The following is a 26,688-nucleotide window of genomic DNA, read 5'->3' as shown; positions in this document are numbered from 1 at the left end:
AAAGCCAACCCTCTTAGCTTAAAAGCCATTAACGATTATAGGTATCAACCTTTATCGTTTTTACTTTTCCGAAGTGTCCAAGATGCAATAGATGTCGACGGTAGTGTCAACCTCAATGATTTTGAACCACTTTGATCGATTTCCAAGTAAGCTTCGCGCCCTAATCGAGATAGAATGAGCACATTTTTCACAATACAAACATCATACCCTTTGTCTAACACACTGATACCAAGTGACTGAAACAACTGACACCCTTCCTTTTTAAGAACCAACTCAGAAGCCTCTATGTTTCCAAATTTATAGATTCCCATAACGCCAAACGGAATTCTGTCAAACTTACCAAAGGATATAAATATCATAGAAATGGCCATAAGCCCCAAGACAAACTCTTTCACATACGGAGTGGAAGAGCCTTGTGAAGAAGCGGATAATGTGTTTATAAAAACTATAAATATCGCTGATACAAGCCCCAAAAACCATGACATACCACTAATATTCTCGAACTCCAAAACTGACAACCTAAAAATAAGATATAATGGGAAAAATATAAAAAAGGACGAAAAAAAAGTGGCAACTACTAAGAAAAAGAACTCTTTACCCCCCTTCACTAGCCCAAAGCCGTGACAAGAACAGAGATAAGATAAATATGTTAATAAAACAAGAACCAGAACGATCATCCAATGCCAGCTCTCTGCATAAAGACTTAATCCCAAACTGAGATAAACAGAAAATAGCGGAATTGAAAACCAGACTAATAGATTACGAAAACCAGCACTAGCATCACCTTCCAACCAATATCTCTTAAGCTCTGAACTATCTCCTAAAAAATTCCAAACTCCTCCCCAAAAAGACCCCGCAAACACCATCATAACTAGCGTCATAAAGATGATTACAATTGACGTGATAGAAGCAGCTGCAGTTATAGTTACTGAAGACTTTAAATCAAAATCCGGCATATACCCTATAAGAGCATAATAAATTACAAAAATCACACCACCTATAAGAAGAATAGATGACCAAAATACACTAGCAACATTTTCATAGAAATATTTCTCCAATCTCTCTTTATCCATAAATCCACCTTATTTAAAATTAGAATATGTTGCACATGAGTGATAGTGTGCTCATCATCTGGAACTCGCATGTTTACTCAGGCTTCACTCATGACCTTCTTGCCATCCTCTCGAACAAGTCGAACAGTTAAATAAAACTGTCACGCAGACCATCCAGCTTCTTCACTAAATCCTCAGCCCTCAAATGCGTATACCGCCTCAGCATCTGCATTGACTTGTGGCCACTGATCGCGGCGACCTCCTGATCGGATAGCCCTACCTCAACCAGTCGACTGACGGCCTCATGTCTTAAGTCATGGAAACGGAAGTCATCGAGCCCTGCCTTCTTCTTCGCTTGATTCCAAAGCTTGGTGTATGCATATGGCCCACGCTTACCGCCCTTGCCAGGCTCACCGAAGAACACCAAGTCACAGTCGAGCGGCCGTACCGGGTTGTGCAACGCCTGCTTGAATACTTCGGTGGCGGCCTGAGTCAGCGGCACCAAGCGAGCTTCGTTGTTCTTGGTGTCGGTGAGACGCACCACGCGGCGTTTCACGTCGACCTGTGAACGAGAGAGGGTTAGGATCTCGGATGAGCGCATGCCCGTCTCCAAGGCGATTCTGGCAATCCAGGCCAGCATGGGGTTGCTGTGCTGCCGTAGCACGTCGAACAGGCGCTTCTCCTCGTCGGGGCTCAGGCGCCTATCGCGGCCTTCTCCAGGGCTGGGTTTGCGGATGTTCTGGACGGGGTTATAGGTCAGGCCGAGGCCCCACTCCTGGATGGCCACGGTGTAGAGGTGTCCAAGTAAAGCAAGCTCTAGGCGCACAGTACTGGGGCTGATTAACTCCCCTCGGCGTCCCAAAGTGTTTAAACGCTTATCACGGTAGTTAGCGACTAGCTCCGGCGTCAGCGCTGCGAGGGAGTACTTGCCCAAGTGCTCAATAAGGGTGTTGGCCTTGTGGCGTTCGCTCTTTTGGGTGCTGGGCTTTTTGGTAGGAGTAATATCGGCCAAGTAGCGCTTTAACGCTGCTTCAAGCGTCATTCGTTCTGAGGCACTACGCTGAATATAAACGCCGCGCACCATTTCGTCTTCAGTGCGGCGCGCCCAATCCTGGGCGTCACGTTTGGTACGGAAGGTCTTTGCAGTGGTTGGCCAACCCGACTTGCGGATGACGGCTTTCCAGGTTGCAGAGGGGGTCTTGACGATAGTGGCCACAAAAATCTCCAAGGTCTGAAAGATCGGCACTGTACCGAAACTGTACCCTTGGAGTAGGGGACTCACCAGAGAAAACTGCTAAACTACTGATTTTAATGGTGGGCCCAGTAGGACTTGAACCTACGACCAAGGGATTATGAGTCCCCTGCTCTAACCAACTGAGCTATAGGCCCGCAAAGCGTGCATATAATAACGAATGTGTTCGGGCGAGGCTACCCCTAGCAACGCTATCTTATGGTGATAACGGCAATTTTTTTAGGGGCACTTATTTAAAAGCGCGAGGTCTGGTAAAGAGTTCCTTATGCGGAGACGCGCTGTGAAAGCTTTGATTGCTCTTATCCCGCTGTTATTAGCGATGCCAGTTCATGCGGATTGGCAGCTAGACCCTGGCCAATCGCGTGTTCAGGCGTCTATTACCCAGTTAAACGGCGATGCACCCCAAACGCACCACCATCAAGTGCGCAATCTGCAGGGTGATATCTCCAGTGATGGCACCCTGCGCTTGCCGTTAAAGCTTAGCCAAACCGATGTACTTGAGCGCTTTGGCCAGTTACCGCCCTGGATAGGTTTGCTGGCGAATACCACATTAGTAACGCTAGTGGCGCAAATGCCACCAGAGCGCTTAGATGATTTGGATATTGGGGAATCATTGGTTGAGACGCTGGCGTTTCGTATTCAGTCAGATATGGTGAACCAACAGGAGTCTATTCCGCTGCGCTTTACCCGCGAAGGGTTGAATGAGATACGCGTGACCCATGCTGAGCCCATGGCGATGGATGGCAAAGCGCTGATGGCAAACAGCACGGTGCGTACCGTGCTGTCGTTGCTGGGCTATCAGGAGATCGACGATCATGTGCCCGTTACGCTAAATGCGCTACTGGTTAACCGTTAACGGCTTCTTAAGCATTCAGTGCTTCTACATCCCCCGCCAATGCTGCACCGGTTTGTACCCGCCACTGAGCGGCGTAGTGACCATTGGCGGCTAGCAAGCTTGAATGACTGCCACGCTCGGCCACTTGGCCTTTTTCAATCACTACGATTTCATCAGCGTGAACGATAGTGGAAAGCCGGTGGGCAATCATAATCACAGTGCGGCCGTGGGCAATACGCTTTAGTGACCGCTGAATGGCCGCTTCGGTTTCGTTGTCCACCGCGCTGGTGGCTTCATCCAACACTAGAATAGGAGGATCTTTAAGTAGCGCTCGTGCCAGCGAAAGCCGTTGACGTTGACCACCGGAAAGTCGCACACCCCGCTCACCTACCGGGGTATCCAACCCTTGTGGTAGCGTTTCAATAAAACCCCACGCCTCTGCAGTTTTAGCGGCATCGATAATTTCCGCCTCACCAGCCTCAGGCTTGCCATAGGCAATATTGTCGCGAATGCTGCCTTCAAATAAGTACACATCCTGGCTAACCAGGCCAACCGCTTGGCGCAGCGAGTGCATGCTAACGTCGGTAATCGGCTGGCCATCTACCAGTACGCGACCACTTTCAGGGTCATAAAAGCGCAACAACAATTTGATCAGGGTCGATTTACCAGAGCCGGTGGCTCCCACCAGCGCTAGGGTGTTACCTGCTGGCACGTGTAGGTCCACACTGCTCACACCTACTTGGCTTGAGGCGTACAGGAAGCTTACCTCTTCGAAACGCACGTCGCCTTTCACCGGTGCGCCCAGGGGCTTGGTGCTGTCGTCTTTAACGACAATCGGCACTTCCAACAGGTCCAGAATCCGTCGGGTGCTAGCCATAGCCCGTTCGAACAAATCGATCACCTGGGCAAGGCCAGTCAGCGGCCACAGCAGCCGTTGGGTCAAAAACACCAGAATGCCATAAGCGCCAACGTTTAAGGTGCCATTGAGCGCCATCATGCCGCCGACGGTAAAGGTCGCCAAAAAGCCTGCCAGAATTGCCATCCGGATCACTGGAATAAAGGCGGAGCTAACCCTAATCGCTCGGCGGTTGGCTTCTACGTAAGCCTCACTGGCATCGCGCAGCCGCTCGGCTTCCCTCGCTTCACTGGTAAAGCTTTTGATGGTGGCAATGCCGCTTAGGTTATTAGAAAGACGGCTAGCTAGGTCACCAACCTTTTCACGTACATCGCTGTATAACGGGCCCGCTTTGCGTTGGAAAAAAAACGCTCCCCAAATAATCAGCGGAATAGGTGTGAAGGCGAGCAGTGCAATCAGCGGTGAGAGCACGAAGAACACCGCCCCCACTGCCACCACGGTCACAGCTACCTGTATTAGCGAATTGGCGCCACCATCCAAGAAGCGCTCCAACTGATTCACATCGTCGTTCATGGTAGCCACAAGCTGGCCGGAGCTTTTTGACTCAAAAAACTCCATATCGAGCCGCTGGGCATGCTCGTAGGTGTCCTGGCGCATGTCAGCCTGCAACCGCTGGGCTAAATTACGCCACAAAATTTGGTAGAGGTATTCGAACAGCGACTCACCCGCCCAAATAACAAAGGTCAGCACCGCCAAGATGGCGATTTGCTCCTGGGGAGTTTCAAACCCAAGCCGTGCAACAAAGCTGTTTTCTTGGTTTACAACAACATCAAGCGCCACACCGATGAGAATCTCAGGGGCTATATCAAATAGTTTGTTGATGATAGAGCAGGTAGTGGCAGCGGCTATACGCCGCCGATAACCTTTGGCATAGCGTAATAGCCGTACTAACGCATGAAAGCTTTGATTTGAGGGCGTCGCTTGGGAGCTAGGCTTTGAAGAAGCCACATCGGTTCCTTTTCAGTTACTATGTTGGTGCCCCACACGGGGTTAGGCAGGCTGCGCCGTGCGGCGAACGTTGGCCAGCAGCGGGCTACCGGTGGCAGGGTCTATCAGCAGCGTGCACTCTACCTGGTATAGCTCGCGTACCAGCTCTGGTGTGACTACCTCGGTTGGCGGGCCCTGGGCAATAATCTGGCCGCCACGCATGGCAATCAGATTATCCGCGTAGCGGCAGGCGCTGGCTAGATCATGCAGTACCATCACCACGGTGCGGCCATGGCAGGCAAGATGGCGCACTAACTCAAATACTTCAATTTGGTGCCCTAAGTCCAGCGCGGAGGTGGGTTCATCCAATAATAGTAGTGGGGTTTGCTGGGCAATGGTCATGGCGATCCAGGCGCGCTGGCGCTGCCCACCGGAAAGTGCCTCTAGCGGTCTGTCGGCCAGCTTTTCCAACCCTGCAGCGGCGAGCGCGTAAAGTACCACTTGCTGATCTTCTGCTGACCACTGGCGCAGCCAGCCTTGATGGGGCTGGCGGCCAAAACGGATCAGCTCTGTAACAGTTAGACCTTCCGGCGCCACCGCTTCTTGGGGCAGTAGCGCTAGCTGGGTGGCCAACTGGCGTGCGGGCAGGCGTTGTATATCGCCGCCATCCAATAGCACCGCCCCACTATCGGGTTTGTGCAATCGGGCAAGGCCGGACAGCAAGGTAGATTTACCACAGCCGTTGGGGCCCACAATGGCAGTGACTTGGCCACTAGGCAGGCTAACGCCCAGCCCTTCAATCACCCGACGCTGGCCGTAACTCAGGCTTAACGCATCAGTAGCAAGCGTGGGTGGTGTAGATGGGTTGTTCATGAGTGGCTCCGTTGTGGGCGCATGAGTATCCAGAGCAACCAGGGGCCGCCCACCACGGCGGTGACAATCCCCACCGGAATTTCGATAGGTGCAAACAGTGTGCGCCCAGCAAGATCAGCCAATAGCATCACTAAGGCACCCGACAGGAGAGAGGCAACAATAGGTACATGGCGGGCGCTAGAAAGCGAGCGGGCGATTTCAGGGCCAATGAGCGCAACCATGCCCACCGGACCAGCTACCGCTACCGCAAAGGCGGTTAGTATCACGGAAAGCATCAAAACCTGTAGCCTTCGCGCCTTTACGCTGACCCCTAGACCACTGGCAGTGGCATCTTTAAAGCGCAGTAAGGTAAGCGAACGCGCCAGTGCCAGCGCCGCAATTAACCCCAACGCCAAACCAATGCCCAGCAGTTGCACCGCCCCACCGGGACGGGCATTCAACGAGCCAACGGTCCAGGGGTAGGCCGCATTGGCGGTATCAATCGCTACCCGCGCCAGTAACAACTGGGTAATAGCACCAAATACTGCTCCAACACCAATCCCTGCCACAATAAACCGATAGCCCTGAGTGCCGCTACCAGCGGCAAGGCCAAAGGTAAGCACGGCGGCGGTGGTTGCACCTGCCAGCGCCATAGCAGGTGGCGCAATAGAAACCCCCATACCCACAATCGAGGCCACCGCAAAAGCGGTTGCGCCGTTATCAATCCCGATAATACCAGGCGTCGCTAAGCGGTTACGGGCCAAGGTTTGCATCAGCACCCCAGCAAGCGCGAATGCTGCCCCAGTAAAACAGGCGGCAACCAGGCGTGGTAAGCGCAGCTCCTGAACCATAAAGGCAGTCATCATATCGCCTTTCCCGATGACTGCAGCAATCACCGCACTGGGAGCCAGTGGCACGCTGCCTAAACTTAAATAGAGCAAGCAAGCCACCAACAGCGCAATTAACAAGCCTGCATTGACCACCACAGCGCGTTTTTCTAGCAACACACTGTAACCACCTAGCGGCCAGGCTACGAGCCAGTATCCATTGGGGGGCGGTACTCCATCCTCCTGCGCAGCCTCATTTAACGGGGTAGCAACACCGCCTAAAGACGGATTATTCGCCATTATTTTCATATCAACAGACAACCAAAATATAGCCACACCGCGTTGGCGCCGTGGTATTTAGCAAACGAGAGGTCATATGAAAGTTCATACGAGAGTTCATACGAGAGCTCATAACATGGGCAAGCGCTTGGCACGCACAACAGCAATCAGCACCGGTGCACCACACAGCGCGGTTAGTACGCCTAGCGGCAGCTCGGAAGGCGCCACCACTACGCGGGAAATAATATCTGCCGTGAGCACAATCAGCGGCCCGATAGGCAGGCAAAACCACAACGTGCGGCGAATGTCTGGTCCGGCGAAGGCTCGGGCTACAAATGGCACTACCAGCCCCACAAACGCAATTGGCCCAGCGATAGCCGTGGCCGCACCTACCAATAATGCTACACAGCCCACCGCCATCCAGCGGATCAATCCGGGCCGGTGCCCCAAGCCGCTTGCCGCTCGTTCCCCCAGCGCAAGCGCTGCTAATGGGCGTGCCATTACTACAATAACAATCCCGGCCACTAACAGGCTGGGTAGCACAGCTAGCAAATCATCCAACCGCCGCCCGGCAAGGCTGCCAATCACCCAGAAGCGAATTTCATCGGCAGCACGCTGGTCATACAGCAGTATTAAGGAACTAAGTGAACCTAATAGCCCAGAAAACGCTGCCCCTGCCAACACCAAGCGCACCGGGTCATTGCCCACACCACGAAAACGCGCCACGCTGAGTACGCAGACACACCCCATCAGTGCCCCCAACTGAGCAACAGAGATACGCAGTGTCGCAGCACTGGCCCCAAGCACTAACGCCAGCGCCACCGCAAAAGCGGCCCCAGCACTCACGCCTAGCAGGCCAGGCTCAGCGAGTGGGTTACGGGAAACCGCTTGTAAAAGCGCCCCCGCCACCCCAAGTGCAATACCAACCACAATGCCGATTAGGGTACGCGGGGCGCGTAGCTCCCACACGACAAAGTGTGCGTCACTGTCTTGGCTACCTTGCAACAGCCCCAGTACCCGCTGTGGCCCTACCTCTCCTGCGCCAATAAGTAGGCTAACGACACTCACCGCCACAAGGGCGGTGAGCAGAATAAGCATCCATATACGGGGTGGGTAACGCCGGGTGGCACTACCCACAACATTGGCAAGTGATGTCACGGCAATAACGCGTTCTCGATGTCATCCAGAATGGCTTGGGCAGCAAGCGGGCCGTTGGCACTGCTCCACAGTTGACCATTCACCGGCACTACCCGCTCGCTTTGCACCACATTAAGTCGGGTAAAAGCGGCGCTTTGCTTAGCGGCATCCAGTGCCGCCTGGCCGTCAGCATTTAGGGTTGCCAGGAACAACCAGTCACCGTCTACCTGAGAAAGGTTTTCCAAACTAAGTACGTCACTGTGGGCGCTGTCTTCTTTAATCAGACCCGCATCCTGTACATCAAGCCCCACTTTAGCCATCAAACCGGTCGCGATGAGTTCTTTTGACATCACCATAGGACCAGAAGGCATCCAGCGTGCTAAGAAGGCACTCCCCCCTACATTCGCTTCAGAAATAGCTTTGGCAAGTTCAGTGGTGCGCTGGTCTACCGCAGCGATCGCCTCTTCAATGGCCTCTTCACGGTTAAGTGCTTGGCCGTAAAGACGCGCTTCGGCTTCCCAGTTATCCGCTGCCAATGGCTGGGCATGGGGCACCACAGTGGGTGCAATACGGGAAAGCAACTGATACTGCTCTTCGGGAAGCTGGGCAGCGGCCAAAATTAAGTCCGGCTGCTGGGAGAGTACAGCTTCGATATTGATTTCACGCACAACGCCTACAATTGCTGGACGCTCATCATCCAGATAAGCCTCTATATATTCAGCGACATTATCTCCACCGCGAGTGGTGACAGCGCCCACAGGGACCACGCCAGCGGCTAGGGCAGCATCTAGTGCCCCTTCATATAGCGTTACGACGCGCTCAGGGGCATCGTTTACGTCAATTTCACCATAGGCGGTATCCAGAGTGCGTGCTTGAGCCGCGCCAGCTAGCAAACCGCTTACCACGATCCCCACCAACCCATTGCGAAGTGACGTGTAACGCATAAGTGACTCTCCTGTTTATCTGTCGTTACGATAATAACGATTCTCAACATCACTTGCATTAACATTGCAGCGAATTTCTTGTTCCACTTTTTGCAACACCTCCCCCACTTCGCCCCCTACTTAGTCAGTCGTCTTATCCACTTGTCTTGCAGGTGACTTTCTGTTGCCAGCCAGAGTTGCCAATCACGGAACGCATTGTTCCCTGATATTAGCTCGCGCATGGGAACTTTTCTTCTTAGAATCCTCGCCTTATTTGATAATCAATATCATTAGCAATGAATATCAGCAGGGGATCGCTATGCCACGCTTTACTCGCACCGCCTTAGCCAGCGCTATTGCTCTTGGCGTTGCCGCCACCACGGTCAACGCCCAAGAAGCGACGCAACCGAACAGCACTACGCTCAACAACATGGTTGTTACCGCTGCTGGCTATGAGCAAACGCTGAACAATGCTCCAGCCAGCATCTCAGTGGTGACGCGTGAAGAGCTTGAGCAGAAGCAGTTTTCTAACATTGCCGAAGCCATTGCCAATGTTCCCGGTGTTGATGTGCGCTCTGGTACCGGCAAAACCGGTGGCCTGAACATATCAATTCGCGGTATGCCAAGCGCCTATACACTTATTTTGATCGACGGTCGCCGTCAGAATACCTCCGGAAGCGTAACCCCCAATGGTTTTGGCGAAACCTCTACCGGCTTTATGCCACCACTTTCCGCCATTGAGCGGATTGAGGTTATCCGTGGGCCGATGTCGACACTTTACGGCTCTGACGCTATGGGTGGTGTTATTAACATCATTACTCGTCGCGTGGGCGAAGATTGGGTAGGCTCTGTTTCTGTTGAAAACAAATTCCAGCAAGATCGCGACGCGGGTAACAGCTCGACGATCAACTTATACACTTCCGGACCTTTAGTAGAAGACAGAGTCGGCCTGCAGCTACGCGGCCGCCTGTTTGACCGCGACGGCTCTGAGCGCATGATTGAGAATGGCTCTGGCCGCGACCCCCGCCCTTCTGATGGGCGTATTTACTCTATCGGCGGACGCTTAAACGTAACGCCGGACGACACCAATGAATTCTGGCTGGATGCCGAGCGTTCACGCCAAGTCTATAACAATGACGACTGCCGCCTGGGTAGCCTGGACGGACGGACACGAGACTGCTCAGAAGAATCACCAGGTAGTGCTTGGGGCTATGAAGTAGATGAACTCCGCTTTAACCGCGACCAGATCGCTGTAGGACACACTGGCCGCTATGCCGCAGGCACCTGGGAAAGCAGCGTTACTCACAATACTACTGAAACCCTAGGGCGCACCCTACCCGCAGGAAGCGCTCCTGAGTACGGCTATGATGCACAGGGTGGCGAAGCGCGACTGCTTGAGAACCGCGATATCGTCGTTGATAGCAAATTTGTTGCTCCCCTGGGTGATCACATGGTCACTGTTGGTGGCCAATACATTGATTCCAAATTAGAGGATGGTGCAGCTGGTAACCAGGCTTTTGAACAGAACAGCTGGGCTGTGTTTGCAGAAGATGAATGGTTGCTGCGCGATGACTTAGCGTTCACCTTTGGCGGACGCTATGAACATCATGACGCATTTGGTGGTCATTTCAGCCCGCGCGGCTATTTAGTCTGGAACACTACCCCCAACTGGACGCTGAAAGGTGGTGTGAGCCGTGGTTATAAGACACCTTCGCTTAACGACCTACATGACGGCGTAACCGGATTCACTTCACAAGGTCGCACAGTCACCATTGGCTCGCCGAATCTTGAACCAGAAAAGAGCACCAACTATGAAATCGGTGCTATTTACGATAATCAAGACGGTTTTGCTGCGGGTGCCACCGTGTTCTACAACAGCTTTACTGATCGTATTGCCAGCGGCACTGCTATACCCAATTGTCAGTTTATCGACAGCAACGGTAATACGCCCAATGCGGGGCTTGGCAACTGCATCAACATCGGCAACTTTACTGCTCAGGAAAACTTCAGCCAACAAATCAATATTGATAAAGCCGAGACCCGTGGCGTAGAGCTAAACGCAAGCTATCAAATCGCACCAGCGTGGCATATCAGCGGCGGCTACACCTTCACCGACTCAGAAGTTACTACCGGTGTTAATGAAGGCCAGTTACTGACTAACACACCGAAGCATAAGCTAACTGCTGACCTCACTTGGGCAGTCACCGACCGCTGGAGCACCACCCTGGAAGGTGAATACTACTCCTCCCGTGAGCGTATCACTGGCACCCCCAGCGGTGAGTCCGCCTCTTTGGTTAATCAGCTCGGTAACAAGCTGGATGGTTACGCACTGTTTAGCCTACGCAACTCTTACCGCTTCAGTGACAACGTGCGCTTGACGGGTACTATCTACAACCTGTTTGATAAAGACTTCACTGGCTCAGACACCTTCGAGCATAACGGCGAAACGCTGCGCGCCTATCGCTATACACAGACTGCGCAGTCAACAAGTGGTGTCGCTTTGGATGGTCGCAGTTTCTGGATCTCTGCAACCTACGATTTCTAGTTGGTTCTAGCTCGCTACTGTTTCAATCCGAACCTTCTGCCCCGGTCACGCACCGGGGCTTTTTTTGTGCTCCCGTGCCAGATGCAAAAAAACGGCTATCAATGGATAGCCGCTGCCCTTCTGTTCTGATGCTTCTATTCTGATTAGAAGGAAACGTTTAACCCCAACCAGACACGTCGACCATCTTCTATATAGCCATACTCATCGTAAGTGATCTCTTCATCAAACAGATTATAAATACCGGCATTAATCGTAGCGCTAGGTGTTAAACGATAGCCAATCCCCGCATCCACGAACGTATAGGATGGTGCCACAATAGTGCTTGAGGAACGTCCCCCGGTGGGCTGGCTCTCTTTGCCACGATATGAAACTCTGGTCCACTGAGTAAGCTCAGGTGTCACTTGCCAGTCCAACGTGGTAGATAGCTGATGACGAGGCAACTTGGTGAGGGGCTGCCCTGCATATTCGCCGCTTTTCTGCTCGGAATCCGTGTATGTATAACTACTTCTCAAAGAAACATTATCCATTAACTCTGCGGCCAAGCTCATTTCTACACCTTGAGTAACCGCTTCGTCCACATTGCGATAAGTGGTCGGATCACTACCAAACTGGTTAGGCCCAGCACTACAGATGTCGATTGGGCAGGAAACACGCGTAATCTTGTCTTCAAAATCATTATGGAAGACCGTAAAACTACCACTGATCCTCTGGCCGCTGTCATATAGAACACCGAGCTCTTTGTTCAGCGAGGTTTCCGGTTTAAGGTCTGGATTTCCGTAAATATTACCGCCACGACTAACAGCTCCCCAGTCAGGAGACGTTTCGCGCAGCGTTGGAGCACGATAGCCTGTTGAAACACCTCCCTTTATGGTCCAAGCAGGCGAGAAATTCCATACGCTATATAAACGAGGGCTAACATGGCTGCCGTAATCCTCAGACTCATCAACCCGCACACCACCGGTCAGAGACCAAGTATCGGTTAAGTACCACTCGTCTTCTAAGAAAACTGCCCAACTGGAATTGTCGAGGTTAGTGACATCAGCAGAGATACTATTGGTTGTCGTATCTTCCAATGACTCATCTTCGTAGCTGGCACCTATCGTTACCATGTGCACACCCAGCGGCATTACCAGGCTGGTTTTAGCGGTGGTATTGGTGATGGTAATATCCCGGGCCACGTTTTCAGTGCTTTCACGCTGTACAAAAGTTTCTGTCGTACCGATATCAAACCTGCCGCTATGTGTTAGCGCCAGATGCCGACTATTGTGCTTACTGTTGCTTTCAGCATCGGTAACTTCTACTGATCGTCCCGGTGTAGAACTGCGCTCTTGATCGGTATATCCCGCTTCTAGGGAGATATCATGCTGCTGACTTGGTGTCCAAGTTAAGCGACCGGTCAGACTTTGTAATGACTTGTCATTATAACCACTGACAATATCATCTTCGTCACGTTGAGAGGTCCGGCCGTAAAGCTGCAGCCCCAGCTGGTCACTTACCAGTGGGCCACTAAGATAGAAGTTCGCATCTCGGCTATCGCCGGAACTGCTGCTTTCCTGGATCACAGTATCCAACTGTAAATTCCCGCTCCACTCATCAGCAACTCGGCGCGTAATGATGTTAATAACGCCGCCAATGGCATCGGAGCCATATAGCGTTGCCATCGGGCCACGTACAACTTCGATACGGTCAATAGCTTGAAGCGGTGGCAGCCAATCTTGCTCGAACCCGGCACTGCCATTAGGGCGAGAATCCCTAGAGCTCCGGGGGCGACCATCCACAAGAATCAACGTGTACTGTGCTGGCATACCGCGTAGCGAGATATCATACCCATTATCACCGCCTCCACCGCCCGTCACGATAACACCCGGCATATCGCGCAGTGCATCGGTAACGTCACGGTAATAACCTTTTTCAAGCTGCTCACGTGTGGCAACACTAATAGACGCAGGAGCATTAGCAACTTGCTGCTCAAAGCCTGAGGCAGTAACCACCATATCGTCTAAGCGGGGCGTTTCTTGCGCCCACACTCCACCACTGGCCAGCGTAGAAACGACGCTGGCCAACAGCTTGCGACGAAAACATAAAGACATAAACGTGTTCCTTGGGAGTAGCGACAAAACCGCAAAGACAAATGCGAAACATTAACATTTATATTTTTACACACCCTTTGCGCAAAGAGGTGAGACGCTACGTTCAAGCAAACGGAACACAAATGTTTATTATTTTCATTCACACAAATTACTGGCACAATATGCAGATTACGTTTGCCCAACGGGCCTAGCCATGTATGACTTTGATGAACTTGCTGCCTTTGCAGATGTGATGGAAACTGGCAGTCTAACGCGCAGTGCACAGAAATTAGGGCTGGCTAAATCGACACTCAGTCGCCGTATTAGTCAGTTAGAAGCAAGACTGAACCAGCCGCTACTAAGGCGCCAAGCAAACCGCTTAATCCCTACCGAAGCGGGGCAGTTATTTCACACCTACTGTAATGAGCTGTTAGCAATGGCGGCGCACAGCCGCGAGGCATTGTCTGAACTCCGTGAGGAGATCAGTGGCAAAATCACCCTTGAAGTACACGGGGCGCTTGCGCGATGGATCGCTAACCTGGTCGATGCATTTTTAAAACGTCACCCCAAGCTAGAGCTAACACTACATACCCGTGAAGCACCGCCTACTAAAATGCACAGCAACAGTGTGCATATATGGCTGGGTGCCACCCATGAATGTGGGTTGAATCAAGAACGGTTAGGAAGCTTATCCCGAGGCCTTTACGCCAGCCCAACCTACCTTGCTAGCACGGGCTATCCTGAACACCCTAGCCAGTTGGAGTCTCATGCCTGGGTTGATTTAATGGATAGCGCCTCCAATGGTTTACTGTTACGCCATAGTAATTGCGATACATATATGTTCAACCCTCCTCGCTCTCGGCTAAAGGTCGACTTAATCGCGCTGCACCTAGATGCGATTGCCTGTGGTCAAGGGATTGGGCTTTTACCCCACTGGTTGGTTGAGCGGCGTGAACAGCACCACCCCGGCGAGCTCATAAACTGCCTGCCCGGCTGGGAGCCCGCCCCCCTGCCGATAACAATGCTTTATGCTTACGGCCACCACTCGCGTCGCGTCAACGCGCTTTTGGATTTTATACGTAAGCAAACCCCCGCTGTTTGGCAAACTAATCAAGCATTGGCTAATGCCGATTGATGTCACCGCCTTGCCAGTTAGCGGCCTAATTAACGACAATAGGCCGCTAATCATCGTCAAGGAACGTTAATGCTCGCCGAACTGTTTGCCGTAATGGCCCCTGTTCTTGCCGGCGCTGGGCTGGGCTTTTGGTGGATCCGCCTGGGACACCCCTACCCTGTCGACTTCATTACCCGCTTAGTATTTAACATTGGTACGCCCGCGCTAGTGCTGGCTTCCCTTGCAGGTGCCGAGATTGATGCCAGCACCTTTGGCCGTACGATGCTAGCCACCTCTATGGTAATACTCACCATGGGGGCAGCTACTTTTGCCATCGCCAAGCTGCTGCGTCGTGACTGGCGAGTCCTACTCGCCCCAATGATGTACCCCAATACCGGCAACATGGGGCTACCTGTCGTGCTTTATGCTTTCGGAAGCGCAGGGTTTGCTTACGGCATTACCATTATGGTGACGGTATCACTATTTCAGTTCACGCTGGGTGCCGTGCTCAATAGCGATGGAAATCCCATCAAATCGTTACTAAAAACGCCTACGGTTTATGCCATCCTCACCTCTATGGCACTGCTGCTTACTGACACATCCCTACCTCCATGGTTAGCCAATACCGTGGATCTGATGTCAGGCTTTACAGTTCCTCTTATGCTAATCACTTTAGGTGTTTCCTTGGCCAGCATTCAGGTAAAAAGCTTACGCTCTGGAATAGGCTTTAGCTTGGTACGCATCCCCCTTGCTGCTGCAGCCGCGTGGTTAATCGCCGGTTGGGTGGGGCTACCCCCTCTGGCACAAAGCATTTTAGTGCTGCAAATGTGCATGCCAGTGGCAGTATTTAATTACTTATTCGCGCAACGTGCACAGCGTGAACCTGAGTATGTCGCCAGCCTCGTTTTCTGCTCCACACTGCTGGCTCTGCTCTATCTCCCGGTGCTGTTAGCCTTTCTCATGTAGCAATCAACGGAACCCCTCTCTCTTAAGGCAGTCACTGCTAGACTAATAATATTCGTTATGTCGGCTATGACTACATTAGGAGAACACGCCATGCACGTCTCAAAGAAAACATTTCCTCGAACTTACTGTTATAAACAGGCTTTGGGCGGACTGTTACTCATAGGCGTCATGGGCACAGTGCACGCGGATGCCGCGCCACAAATAGTCGAGACTGAACACCTGACACTCTCCATAGAGAGTGTCGCGACAGGCTTTCAAAACCCATGGGCAGTCGCTTTCCTACCTGATGGCCGTTACTTAGTTAGTGAGCGTAGGGGCACTCTCAACCTTGTGGATCCTGAGAGCGGCCAGTCAAAGGCACTTGATGGACTTCCCTCCGTTAACCATCACGGCCAGGGTGGATTGCTTGACGTTGTTCTTCATCCCTCGTTTGGCGATGGAGACAACGACTGGGTTTACTTTACCTGGAGCAAGCCTGAAGGCAGCAACAGTCGCTCAGCGTTATCTCGAGCAAAGTGGCACGAAGATAGCTTGGGCGAGATAGAGCATCTTTTTGAGCAAGACCGCGCCTCTTCCCCAGGCCGGCACTATGGCTCACGCTTAGCGTGGTTGGCCGACGGCACTCTGCTAATGAGCATTGGCGATCGCGGGGTTGATCCATCACGCGCTCAGGCCACTGGTGACCATGCAGGCTCTACACTGCGCCTCACCGCAACAGGTGGTGTACCCGACGATAACCCTTTTGTCGATGACGACAACACTCTGGATGAGATTTACACCCTTGGTAATCGCAATATCCAAGGCATGACGGTATTGAACAGTGGGCAAGCCTGGGCCTCCGAACACGGCCCCCGCACCGGTGATGAGCTCAACCATCTAGAGCCAAGCAAGAACTATGGTTGGCCAGAGGTTAGCCAAGGCAATGACTACGCCACAAACCAACCTATAGGGGTAGCGTCTCTACCCGGCATGGCCGATCCAGTTTATCTATTTGAAGGCCGTTTTGCTCCCTCGGGTTTAACAGAGGTGACTAGTGATGCCTTCACTGGCTGGCACGGTAATTTATTAGCGGGTGGATTAGCCAGTGAAACACTGCTACGGGTCGTGCTAGACAATGACCAAGTGGTTGATGAAGAGATTATTTTAAAGGGCCAGCTAGGTAGAATCCGCGATGTGCGCCAAGGACCGGACGATGCCATTTACGTGCTAACCGATAGCGCTCAAGGTAGCCTCTACCGCTTAAAAGTGGCTCACTGATCCATTTAAACACTATCACTCAGTTTAAAAATTCACTCATACAGGCTCTTCGCTGACGAACGGCTAATGACTATCACGGATCCCCGATGCGACTACGTAATTTAATTATCTTAACGGTGATTGTGCCGCTCTTTGTCGTACTGGTGGTATTTAGCCTCGTTGCCATTAAATCATTGGAGGATAACGTCCGCTCCAAGCTACAGACAGAAGTCGAAATCATTACTCGAGCACTAAGCAGCTCGTTGAGTTACGCGGTGACACGTGATAGTGCAACGCCTTTGGAAGAAGCACTGCAGTCAGCCTTCTCATTCCATCGAATATACGGGGCCTATGTGTTTGATACCCAGGGGCGAGAAGTGTATGGCCTTGGCTTAGGCAAAAATCTGTTTACCCCTGAAGAGATCAAACAAGTCATAGAACGGGATGATCTCTACAGTAATTATCGCCAGCACGAAGGTTGGACTTACTACTCAGCCTTGATACCGCTACGCACACAAGATGGCATGGTTCAAGGAGTATTACAGGTAAACCGGCTCAACACCGGGATCGAGAATTACACGGGGTTTATCAGTATTGTCGCGGTGCTGGTCTTTGTAATTGGCGCAGCTGGTATCGTGTTCAGCATCTGGTGGGGGTTTCGCCACTATATTGAGCGGCCATTGAACCGCCTACTACGCGTTATGCTACTTGTTGAAGATGGCGACCGTAGCCAGCGAGCGACGGAGGATGGTCCCACCGAGTATCGTCGTTTAGCATCAGGGCTTAACGGCATGCTGGATGCAATGGCAGAAAAAGACCGCGATATTGATGCCCGCCAACGCCGCGAGATTGAGTTGGAGAAGCGGCTACGTAAATCAAAAAAACTGGCTGAACTCGGGGTGCTTGCAGCGGGTGTTGCTCACGAAATCGGCGCGCCGCTTACCGTCATTAACGGCCAGGCCCAACGTCTGGCGCGCCGAGAGGTTATTGGTGATGACGAGCGGGCGAAACTTGGCCGAATACGTGGCGAGGTAGAGCGTATCGTTGAAATTGTCCGCCAATTAATGGAATTAGGCCGGCAACATAATGTAGAGAAAGACCATCAACCCCTCGACCAACTTGTCATTAGCGCCAGTGAACTGGTGGAAGAGGAGCTGGAACCACGAAATATTCACTTGGATATTGATCTTCCTACACCGACACCCCATTTACTGGTGAACGGACAACAAATTGTGCAAGTACTGACCAATTTATTACGCAATGCCGCACAGGCACCTAATGTTAGTCTCATACACGTACGTGCACAGCGGCACGACGAAGAGCTAACACTATGGGTGGAAGATAACGGGCCTGGCATTCCAACATCACATCACCATCAAGTGTTTGACCCTTTCTTCACTACAAAGCCAGTAGGGCAAGGCAGTGGGCTTGGGTTATCTATGGTGCACCGTATTATTAACGACCACGGCGGGACAATTGGCGTATTTAACAGCGGCCTTGGCGGCGCTGGATTTGAAATTACGCTACCCCTTACCCTTAGTGAAACCGTATCCGCTTGAGGACAACGTTTGTGACCCATCAGGAACACCTTTTACCTTTATTGGTGGTGGAAGATGACGCCGCTATACGTGAGCTCTTGGAAGAAGAGCTCAATGACGCGGGCTATGACACATTAGGCGTCCCCAGTGCAGAGGAGGCCATTGCGCTGCTTAGCCATACCTCCGTCGCGATGATGATTACCGATGTCCGCTTACCAGGTATGACCGGCATTCAACTCCTGCAACAGCTGCGCCAAAGCGGTAGCGAGCTAGGCATTATCGTGATTACTGCGTTTGGCACTATTGACCAGGCAGTAGAGGCTCTCAAACTTGGCGCAGATGACTTTCTCACTAAACCACTCGATTTAGACGCTATTCGCGAAGCAGTATTTCGCGTACTAGAACGCCAGCGTTTATCACTTACCCAAGATGATACCGAGCTAAGTCACTTTCACGGCATAGCAGGCAAAAGTAACGTCATGCAGTCACTATTTCATGACGCATCGCGGCTGGCGAAAAGTGATGCCCCCATTCTCATTTTGGGAGAAAGTGGTACCGGTAAGGAGCTATTAGCTCGCGCTATCCACAAAGAAAGCCCGCGCCATGACGCCCCTTTTGTGCCTGTTAACTGCGCCAGCATTCCTGCCGACTTAATGGAAAGTGAATTTTTTGGCCATGTTAAAGGTGCCTTTACCGGCGCTAACGAGGCACGCAAAGGGCTTTTTCACAGTGCACAAGGTGGCAGCCTATTTTTAGATGAAATTGGCGAAATGCCGATAAACCTACAAGCCAAACTACTACGCGCACTACAAGAGAAAACCGTACGAGCAGTGGGCAGCGAGCGTGAAGAACCAGTTGATGTCCGCATTATTGCAGCAACCCACCGCAACCTGGAAAAAGAAATTGAACAGGAGAATTTCCGCAGCGATTTATTCTATCGCCTGGAAACCTTTTCACTACGTATCCCCCCATTACGGGAGCGCGGTAGTGACATCGAACTATTGGTGTTTACGCTGATCGACAAACTTGCGGAAGCACAAGGTAAACAAATAGAGCAAATTGAGCCTGAGGCGCTTAACAGCCTGTTAAATTACACCTACCCAGGCAACGTGCGCGAGCTTGAAAATGCCATCATGCGTGCAGTGACACTAAGTGAAGAAGGCCTTTTACAGCACCAAGATCTACCGGAACGACTGCGAGAGCAGTCTAACCAAGACTCAAGCAGTGAAATAACACCAACGCTCAGCGGAGAAGTACTGCCTAGCACCTCTCAAGTACCCGCCCCTGCACCTACTCGCTGGCCAAGTCTTGAAGAGGTGGAAAAACGCTACATACGCAAAGTGCTGGAAGCGACCGGAGGCAATAAGCGCCGCACAGCCGAAGTATTAGGTATCGCGCGCCGCACTTTGTACCGTCGGTTAGAAGATGACAGTGAACAAACTTAAAAACACTACTTAGCAACTCCTCTCAGCTATTTCCTGAAGCAGTAAAACGAAGAGCTACCTAAGCAGACGTTCTACCTAAAAGGCTAGGCCCGCCCTAGCCTTTTAGAGTTGATCGATACGACCACGTTAGTAAACGCAAAATCTTGCCCGCTATAACTCATCGCTGGGTGCATCACCAGCGTCGTCATTTGACATAGGCCCTTGGCTCATCGGCTGCTCTGGCTCAGGCTCGGCATCTTCATTCGGCGGTGAACTATCACCACACCCAGACAGCACCAACATTGCACAGGCTAACGTCGTACTAAATAGCAGCGTACTTAAGCGACGGCTCTGCTTTGTGGACATCATGTCATACTCCTTCCTTAGCTTCTGAATTCAGGGTTTATGAGCTCGTTCCGCTAACTGCCCATTCAACCTAACCGCCTATTCAACATAGCGGTTTCAATCTTCACTTGCCAAACTAACCTTCTCTGGTTTGACACACCACTCATCCATAACAAACAGCGATCAGTGTTAAACATCAGCCAATAATAAACATCGATCAAGGGTAAATTCAGGACAAAAAAAACCCTCGCGGGCGCGAGGGAAAAGGATGATAAACCGCGTGGAGCAGCCGCAGGGAACAGACAGCTGGTTCGGCTTACCATCGTAGGGAGCGGTAAAACCTTACTGGGTGTTGGTTAACTCATCGTCATCTTCAGTTTCATCTGCACCAGGCATAGGATCTGTACCTTCTCCAAAACCTGGATCATCGAGATCTGTATCATCCAAATCGGACTCTTCACCGGGCATCGGCTCTTGGCTAGCGGCCGGGTCGTCCATAGCTGGGTCACTTAGGCCTGGATCGTCCATCGAAGCAGGCTCGTCTGGCATAGCAGGATCATTCTCCATCCCAGGCGCTTGACCTGGTTGCGTAGTCGCATCCTGCTCCATAGTCTCAGGTTGCTGAGTAGGTGGTAGTTCTTCTTCACCGTTGCCACAGCCCGCTAGTGCCAATGTACTAACGGTAGCCGCTAGCATGCATAACGTTAATACACGCGGGCGTTTAAAAAATTGCTTATCCATGAGACTTACCTCCGTTGAAACTGGTTTATGTCGCTCAGCCACTCTTTTTGGGCCACTCTTTATCATTTTCGCTCTATCCGATCAACTTACAGCATTTGATCAGCTTATATCACGAAATAAAAAAGCGCTTATACATAATATATGAAAGCTGGCCTTTCCCCTCGCTTTCTTCACTTTACTGGCTGGCGTTTCACCATTAACTGTGTACATATAGAAAACAATTCACACAACATGCCACAATAGAAAAATAATAATAAAACAAATAAAAATCAACAACCTATAAAAACAAAAAAGTCTATCGCCTAGTATTTCATCAATATTATCACGGGTTAAAAATGACACATGTGGCATTTGACAGCCCACTCACCGAGCCGATATGGCACACTAGGCCAATAAAGCACAACGTGTATTAACGATGGCAGCGGGTCATTTGCAATGCCAAGCTGCTGGTGATAGAACCTGCTAGCGCTGCGTTTTAGCATGTTTTCACATGCTGATAGGCACCCCGTTGAACCAAGATTAAACACTGTTTGTTATGATTACCTTTGTAATTGTTAGCAGTGTGACGCAAGCCGGTGCCGCGCTCCTCAGGCACAGGCGACAGCATCCTCTTAACTGGATGCACTAAGTTTAAAAAAATGGAGAAGCTTTCGTGGATAATCCTGATTCTAAACGCTCCCCTGAAGAGCCAGTATCAGAGGGCATACCGGCCCCTGAGGGCGCAGCGAATCTTATCGATACCGACTATGTGATCGGTCAAGACAACATTACTACCAGCACTATGGGGGTAAACCTTGACCTACACGGTAAGGTATTTACCATCTCGTCAATCGTAGTGCTGCTGTTTGTCATTCTTACGCTTGCCTTACAGGACACTATCGCTCCGGTTTATAGCGCTATCTTTGGCTTTTTAACCGGTAATTTGTCGTGGTTCTTTATTCTAGCCGCCAATATTTTCGTTGTCCTGTGCCTTGGGCTGATTGTCTCGCCGCTGGGCAAGATCCGCATAGGCGGCGCCGATGCCAAGCCTGATTTTACCTATGTTGGCTGGTTTTCAATGCTGTTCGCCGCGGGCATGGGCATTGGTTTGATGTTTTTTGGCGTCAACGAACCCCTGACTCACTTTGGCACGTCATTCGATGGCGGAAGCTGGGCTCCGCTGGCGGGTGCTGAAGGTGATACAGCGGCCGCCGCTGCGTTGGGCATGGCTGCAACGATCTTCCACTGGGGCCTACACCCCTGGGCAATTTATGCGGTAGTCGCACTCTCACTAGCCCTGTTCTCCTTTAACAAAGGCCTCCCCCTTTCAATGCGTTCGGTGTTCTACCCGATATTGGGTGAACGCGTCTGGGGATGGCCAGGCCACGTGATTGATATATTGGCTGTCTTTGCCACACTGTTTGGTCTGGCGACATCTCTGGGCCTGGGTGCAACGCAAGCAGCAGCAGGTTTAAGCTACTTGTTCGGCGCACCAGAAACCGATATCACGATGATCCTACTGATCATTGGCATCACCATCATTGCTATTGGTTCGATCATGGCTGGGGTGGATAAAGGCGTTCAGCTGCTATCAAAGATCAATATTGCGATGGCAGCACTACTGCTGTTTTTCGTTATTGCCGTTGGCCCAACACTGCTAATTGCTACTGGCTTCTTTGAAAACTTGATCAACTATGCCGTGCACTTGCCTGCCCTGTCTAACCCCTTCGGCCGTGAAGATGCTAACTTCAGCCAGGGTTGGACCGCCTTCTACTGGGCATGGTGGATTTCCTGGTCTCCGTATGTCGGTATGTTCATTGCCCGGGTTTCACGTGGGCGCACCGTTCGGGAATTTCTGATCTCTGTATTGCTGGTGCCTTCCCTTGTATCGGTACTATGGATGACGACGTTTGGTGGTACCGCCATTGACCAGTACGTTAGCCAAGGTATTGAGGCGGTGCGTGATGCGGGCGTTGATTTACAGCTGTTTATCATGCTTGAGCAGCTACCACTGTCGCAAATCACGTCGTTCGTAGCGATTCTGCTAGTGGTGATATTCTTTGTCACCTCGTCGGATTCAGGCTCATTGGTTATCGATTCAATCACTGCTGGCGGTAAGGTAGATGCGCCGAAACCGCAGCGGGTGTTTTGGGCGATTATTGAAGGAGCTATCGCGATTGCGTTGCTACTTGGCGGTGGCTTAACTGCACTACAAACTATGGCGGTCTCCACTGGTTTCCCGTTCACCATTATTTTGTTGGTGGCATGCTATGCCATTATCAAAGGCCTGATGAGCGAACCCAAACCCGCATAAACACAGTAGTAATAAGCCAAACGGGCAGCCTTGTGGCTGCCCGTTTGCATTTCCCAATGCCAAATTAATCAGTGGTTCAGCACCAGACGTCTTTCAGCGGCGTTTCCGGCGCATAGTGATAGGAAATTTGGGCTTGCAGCAGTTCGGCAGTGGCAAGTGCATCAACCAAGGCATGGTGACCTTGATAAGTAGGTAGCCCATATCTTGCGCGGCTAGCATTTAAACGGATAGAAACAGGTGGCCTTCCCAGCCAGCGACGAAAGCGTGCCCAAAGCGTTTGCCGATGCATCCTCGCCTCTAACGACATCGTGTCTATCATTGGAAACATCACTCCCTCGCCACGCCTAGCTTTCACTGCTGCATCAAAAAATGGGCGCTCAATATTACGAAAATGTACCACCACCACACGCCCTGCTATTGCCTTTAACAGTTCATCCAGCACAGCGTCTAAATCTGGTGCAGTGGCAATTTCTGAATGGGTGATATGGTGATAAGCGATGGATTCTTCATCAAGTGACCTAGAGGGCTTAACCACCCAATAACGGCGCTCGGCTAGCTTGATGCGATCTAGTGAGAATGGCACCACACCCACACTGACAATACTGTGGCGTCGTTCATCAAGCCCAGTGGTTTCCATATCCAGAGCCACCATTGGCACCTGGGATATTGGCGTCTCAGGACTAGGCAATGATGCCTCAAAGAACTGTTTGAGCGCATCATCTTGAGCGTGCTGTGCCCTGGCTTTCAGGTAATCAGACCAATTCGCCTGGGTAATACGCTGCCGTGGTCGTATTCCCTTCATACTAACGCCTCGCTCCTGGGCGCTGGACAGGCACCGGATAGCGGAATTTCAAAAACTTTTGTGCATTGCTTAATACCTGGAATGCATCTTTAAGGGTATGGCGCTCACTGTCAGCAACATTTTCTGGCTCGATATTATTATCTGGTTCGCGCTCCTCTTGAAGGTCGATCATTTGGTGACGAATCCGTGACATACACAAAAACTCAAACGCGTAGCTAAGCTTATCGCTGACACCGGTAGCTAACAGTTGAGTATTACTAATGGCGTTCAGGCGTTGAAAGGAGTTCTGCGCTTTTGAGCCACAGGCCAGAGCATGCACGCGAATCAGATCCACCATAGGTGCAGTACCGCGCCGCTTTAAATTAATGGAGTTATTGTGCTTACCATCCTTTTCCATCACAAAGGTGCGGAAAAAGCCAAGCGGCGGAGTGCGATTCAGTGCATTGCGGGCCATAGCCGCTAAAAATAGCGGCGATTTTGGTGCCGTCTCGGCGATTAGATCCTGCAACGTTTCAACAAAGTGATCCTCTCCATAGATACTGTCTAAATCGAAGAAAATCGAGCTATGTAATAATTTTTCTGGTGTTGGGTTAGCCATCCAATCATCGAAATAGTGCTTCCAAACCTTCAGCGGCTGCCTCCATTGGCGATTGGTCGCCATCACATCACCCTTACAGTAGGTGTACCCGCAGGCATCTAATCCATCGCTGACAATTTTCGCCAACGCATAAAAGTAGTCGTCGTGCTGCTCAGGGTTAAAATCATCAGACAGAATCAGTGCATTATCCTGGTCGGTCACAATACTCTGTTCATTACGCGCCATGGAGCCGTTCACCATGAAGCAGTAAGGCACGGGCGGTGGACCCAGTTCCGCTTCGGCCATTTCCAACAGCCGTCTTGTAAAGCTGCGGCCTATGGTCGAAAGTGCACTACCCACCATCTGCGAATTAGCGCCTTCCTGAACCATACGCACAAAGGCTGCACGTACGTCAGGCGCCAGCTTGGCTAACCCTTGAGCATTCGACTGATTAAAAATATTGCTCACTAAATAGAGGCCGCTATGGGTCTCGTAACGAATGATATCGGAGAGGTGCACGACACCAACGGGGCGCTGGCGGTAAAGCACCGGTAAATGATGCACATTACTGCGCAGCATCGTCAGCATTGCTTCGTATATTGAGGCGTCCGCCTGAACAGTAATTAGGCGCTCAGAGATCACATCGCCAATCGCCGTTTGCGGCGATAGCCCCTCAGCGACGATGCGAGTACGAAAGTCACTATCGGTAAGAATACCGCACATTTGCCAAGTCTTACCTTCACTATCCTGGAAGCTGTAACGAGGATTATCGCTTCCTTCATTGATCACTAATACAGCAGAGGCCTGGGCTTCGGTTACCTGCTTAGCCGCTTCCTGCACGCTGGTGGTTGCCTCGACCATCACTGGGTAGCGCGTCACCAATTTCCGTATTCGCGTGACCATCATATCGTTGGATTTTTTCTGTTGCTCAGCAACGGTTTCTAAGCGAGGCCGCTCCAACTCAACAAAATCAGCAAAATCATCATCCTCCTCACATAGCCGCTGAAAGACTGCGCCTGAAATATAGTAAATCAGAGTGTCTTCAATAGCCTTGGCAGGAAAGCGTACTTTATGGTTTCGTAATAGGCTGAAGTGCCCAAAAATATCGCCCTCACCTAAACGATTATAAAGCTCTCCTTGACGGCGATAGACTTCCACGGCGCCACTACGAATAAAACACAGTTCGTCAAGCGTTTGATTAAGCGTCAGAATATCGCTACCCGCTTTGAAATAACGTACCTCCGTCTGTTCGGCAATGGCATCTAGAAGCTCATCTGATAGCCCATCAAACGGGGGATACTGCCCCATGTGTTGACGTATTTCTAACAACTCAATATCCATACGTTCTCCTGCTGGGCGCCTAGTATCATCAGGTGGATGTCTTCTTGAACAAGCTACTACTAAGTTTGACGTGGCGGGTAGATGGCGTAAACCCTCAAGGTAGTAAAAGAGCCGAAGGGCGAGCTATATGGGGCTATAAGCATAAGGGGGCTATAAGCATAAGGGTATAAATACGGCCCATGAAAAAGCCCAGCGCGTTAACGCTGGGCTTTTGTAACAAGCGGTTCAACAGATTACTTCGCAGGTTAAGAAAAATCTGTCACTATCCGCAAGACTGTTCGTTCAATAATTGTTATGACTGGTTAGCCATTTCTTGAACGCGTTGCATCATTTCCGGATCTTGCTGGATGGACTGGCCGATAGCATTAAAGGTATCGACATCTAGGCCGCTATCTTCGACGATTTCAATCATACGGTCATTAGCTTCAGCCCGAACTTCCTGTTGGTCAGCTTCACCCTCTGCTTCCTGCAGACGCTGTGTGTACTCTTGCGAGATCACGGCGATTTCTTGAGAGGCATCGGCGAACTGCTGAAGCTGCTGATCAGAAAAATCTTGAGCCGGGGCTTGCTGAGTAGCCATCGGGTCTTGTGCCGGGTCTTGAGCTTGCTGCGCGTGGGCAGTACCTGCTAACAGACCAGTAGCGAGAAGAGCAGCAGAAAACAGAGCAGTCATACGTTGCATAATTAAGAAACCTCA

The 26,688-nt window shown here is 51.3% G+C and carries 21 protein-coding genes and 1 tRNA gene; 8 read left to right on the top strand and 14 right to left on the bottom strand.

Features of this window, described 5'->3' with window-relative positions:
- Positions 1–44 precede the first annotated feature (44 nt).
- From CPA45_RS05175 to CPA45_RS05165, 3 genes are all read right to left on the bottom strand, one after another.
- The gene (locus CPA45_RS05175; protein ID WP_096650539.1) at positions 45–1,073 is read right to left on the bottom strand and encodes a hypothetical protein; all 1,029 of its coding nucleotides are present in this window, start codon (positions 1,071–1,073) and stop codon (positions 45–47) included.
- Positions 1,074–1,200: 127 nt separating this feature from the next.
- Positions 1,201–2,268 carry a site-specific integrase gene (locus tag CPA45_RS05170; RefSeq protein WP_096650538.1) on the bottom strand — a complete coding sequence of 356 codons (1,068 nt, stop codon included), beginning with the start codon at positions 2,266–2,268 and terminating at the stop codon, positions 1,201–1,203.
- Between the two features lie 96 nt (positions 2,269–2,364).
- Positions 2,365–2,441: transfer RNA gene (locus tag CPA45_RS05165), tRNA-Ile, on the bottom strand.
- Between the two features lie 128 nt (positions 2,442–2,569).
- Here CPA45_RS05165 and CPA45_RS05160 point away from each other — a divergent pair.
- Positions 2,570–3,160, top strand: a complete 591-nt coding sequence (locus CPA45_RS05160; protein ID WP_096650537.1) for a hypothetical protein — start codon at positions 2,570–2,572, stop codon at positions 3,158–3,160.
- Between the two features lie 7 nt (positions 3,161–3,167).
- On the opposite strand, the gene CPA45_RS05155 is transcribed toward CPA45_RS05160, so the two are convergent.
- From CPA45_RS05155 to CPA45_RS05135, 5 genes are all read right to left on the bottom strand, one after another.
- The gene (locus CPA45_RS05155; protein ID WP_096650536.1) at positions 3,168–5,003 is read right to left on the bottom strand and encodes an ABC transporter ATP-binding protein; all 1,836 of its coding nucleotides are present in this window, start codon (positions 5,001–5,003) and stop codon (positions 3,168–3,170) included.
- Between the two features lie 42 nt (positions 5,004–5,045).
- Positions 5,046–5,855, bottom strand: coding sequence for an ABC transporter ATP-binding protein (locus CPA45_RS05150; RefSeq protein ID WP_096650535.1), 810 nt, complete (start codon positions 5,853–5,855; stop codon positions 5,046–5,048).
- Positions 5,852–6,961 (bottom strand): FecCD family ABC transporter permease, encoded by a 1,110-nt coding sequence (locus tag CPA45_RS05145; protein WP_244287528.1) that lies wholly within the window; start codon positions 6,959–6,961, stop codon positions 5,852–5,854. Before CPA45_RS05145 ends, CPA45_RS05150 begins: the two co-directional genes overlap by 4 nt.
- Before the next feature lie 108 nt (positions 6,962–7,069).
- The gene (locus CPA45_RS05140) at positions 7,070–8,038 is read right to left on the bottom strand and encodes a FecCD family ABC transporter permease (RefSeq protein ID WP_096650604.1); all 969 of its coding nucleotides are present in this window, start codon (positions 8,036–8,038) and stop codon (positions 7,070–7,072) included.
- Positions 8,039–8,094: 56 nt separating this feature from the next.
- Positions 8,095–9,021, bottom strand: coding sequence for an ABC transporter substrate-binding protein (locus CPA45_RS05135; RefSeq protein WP_096650533.1), 927 nt, complete (start codon positions 9,019–9,021; stop codon positions 8,095–8,097).
- Positions 9,022–9,319: 298 nt separating this feature from the next.
- On the opposite strand from CPA45_RS05135, the gene CPA45_RS05130 reads away from it, so the two are divergent.
- Positions 9,320–11,545: a TonB-dependent receptor domain-containing protein gene (locus CPA45_RS05130; RefSeq protein WP_096650532.1), complete on the top strand. Its 2,226-nt coding sequence runs from the start codon at positions 9,320–9,322 to the stop codon at positions 11,543–11,545.
- Between the two features lie 143 nt (positions 11,546–11,688).
- Here CPA45_RS05130 and CPA45_RS05125 read toward each other — a convergent pair whose 3' ends face one another.
- On the bottom strand, positions 11,689–13,635 hold the full coding sequence (locus CPA45_RS05125) for a ligand-gated channel protein (protein WP_096650531.1): 1,947 nt from the start codon (positions 13,633–13,635) through the stop codon (positions 11,689–11,691).
- Positions 13,636–13,828: 193 nt separating this feature from the next.
- Here CPA45_RS05125 and CPA45_RS05120 point away from each other — a divergent pair, with 193 nt between their 5' ends.
- The 5 genes from CPA45_RS05120 (at position 13,829) to CPA45_RS05100 (ending at position 19,913) form a co-directional block, all read left to right on the top strand.
- Complete coding sequence (locus CPA45_RS05120) at positions 13,829–14,749, top strand: LysR family transcriptional regulator (RefSeq protein ID WP_096650530.1); 921 nt, start codon at positions 13,829–13,831, stop codon at positions 14,747–14,749.
- A gap of 69 nt (positions 14,750–14,818) precedes the next feature.
- Complete coding sequence (locus tag CPA45_RS05115; protein WP_096650529.1) at positions 14,819–15,694, top strand: AEC family transporter; 876 nt, start codon at positions 14,819–14,821, stop codon at positions 15,692–15,694.
- Positions 15,695–15,862: 168 nt separating this feature from the next.
- Complete coding sequence (locus CPA45_RS05110) at positions 15,863–16,951, top strand: PQQ-dependent sugar dehydrogenase (RefSeq protein WP_244287527.1); 1,089 nt, start codon at positions 15,863–15,865, stop codon at positions 16,949–16,951.
- 86 nt (positions 16,952–17,037) lie between these two features.
- Positions 17,038–18,489: a sensor histidine kinase gene (locus tag CPA45_RS05105; RefSeq protein WP_096650527.1), complete on the top strand. Its 1,452-nt coding sequence runs from the start codon at positions 17,038–17,040 to the stop codon at positions 18,487–18,489.
- A gap of 11 nt (positions 18,490–18,500) precedes the next feature.
- On the top strand, positions 18,501–19,913 hold the full coding sequence (locus CPA45_RS05100) for a sigma-54-dependent transcriptional regulator (RefSeq protein WP_096650526.1): 1,413 nt from the start codon (positions 18,501–18,503) through the stop codon (positions 19,911–19,913).
- A gap of 150 nt (positions 19,914–20,063) precedes the next feature.
- Here the strand turns inward: CPA45_RS05100 and CPA45_RS05095 are convergent, their stop codons facing one another.
- Positions 20,064–20,261, bottom strand: coding sequence for a hypothetical protein (locus tag CPA45_RS05095; RefSeq protein ID WP_096650525.1), 198 nt, complete (start codon positions 20,259–20,261; stop codon positions 20,064–20,066).
- A 318-nt stretch (positions 20,262–20,579) separates the two neighbouring features.
- A complete protein-coding gene (locus tag CPA45_RS05090; RefSeq protein ID WP_096650524.1) occupies positions 20,580–20,978 on the bottom strand; it encodes a hypothetical protein in 399 nt (132 codons plus the stop codon).
- 652 nt (positions 20,979–21,630) lie between these two features.
- Here CPA45_RS05090 and CPA45_RS05085 point away from each other — a divergent pair.
- Positions 21,631–23,271 (top strand): BCCT family transporter, encoded by a 1,641-nt coding sequence (locus CPA45_RS05085; RefSeq protein WP_096650523.1) that lies wholly within the window; start codon positions 21,631–21,633, stop codon positions 23,269–23,271.
- Between the two features lie 76 nt (positions 23,272–23,347).
- Here the strand turns inward: CPA45_RS05085 and CPA45_RS05080 are convergent, their stop codons facing one another.
- From CPA45_RS05080 to CPA45_RS05070, 3 genes are all read right to left on the bottom strand, one after another.
- Positions 23,348–24,073: a 3'-5' exonuclease gene (locus CPA45_RS05080; protein ID WP_096650522.1), complete on the bottom strand. Its 726-nt coding sequence runs from the start codon at positions 24,071–24,073 to the stop codon at positions 23,348–23,350.
- 1 nt (position 24,074) lies between these two features.
- The gene (locus CPA45_RS05075; protein WP_096650521.1) at positions 24,075–25,991 is read right to left on the bottom strand and encodes a DUF294 nucleotidyltransferase-like domain-containing protein; all 1,917 of its coding nucleotides are present in this window, start codon (positions 25,989–25,991) and stop codon (positions 24,075–24,077) included.
- A 292-nt stretch (positions 25,992–26,283) separates the two neighbouring features.
- Positions 26,284–26,673: a DUF4168 domain-containing protein gene (locus CPA45_RS05070; protein WP_078088456.1), complete on the bottom strand. Its 390-nt coding sequence runs from the start codon at positions 26,671–26,673 to the stop codon at positions 26,284–26,286.
- Between the last annotated feature and the right edge of the window lie 15 nt (positions 26,674–26,688).

This window comes from Vreelandella nigrificans, assembly GCF_002374315.1.
Taxonomy (GTDB): Bacteria; Pseudomonadota; Gammaproteobacteria; order Pseudomonadales; family Halomonadaceae; genus Vreelandella; species Vreelandella nigrificans.
The sequence above is the reverse complement of the archived record's forward strand: the minus strand, read 5'-3'. Positions and strand labels throughout refer to the sequence as shown.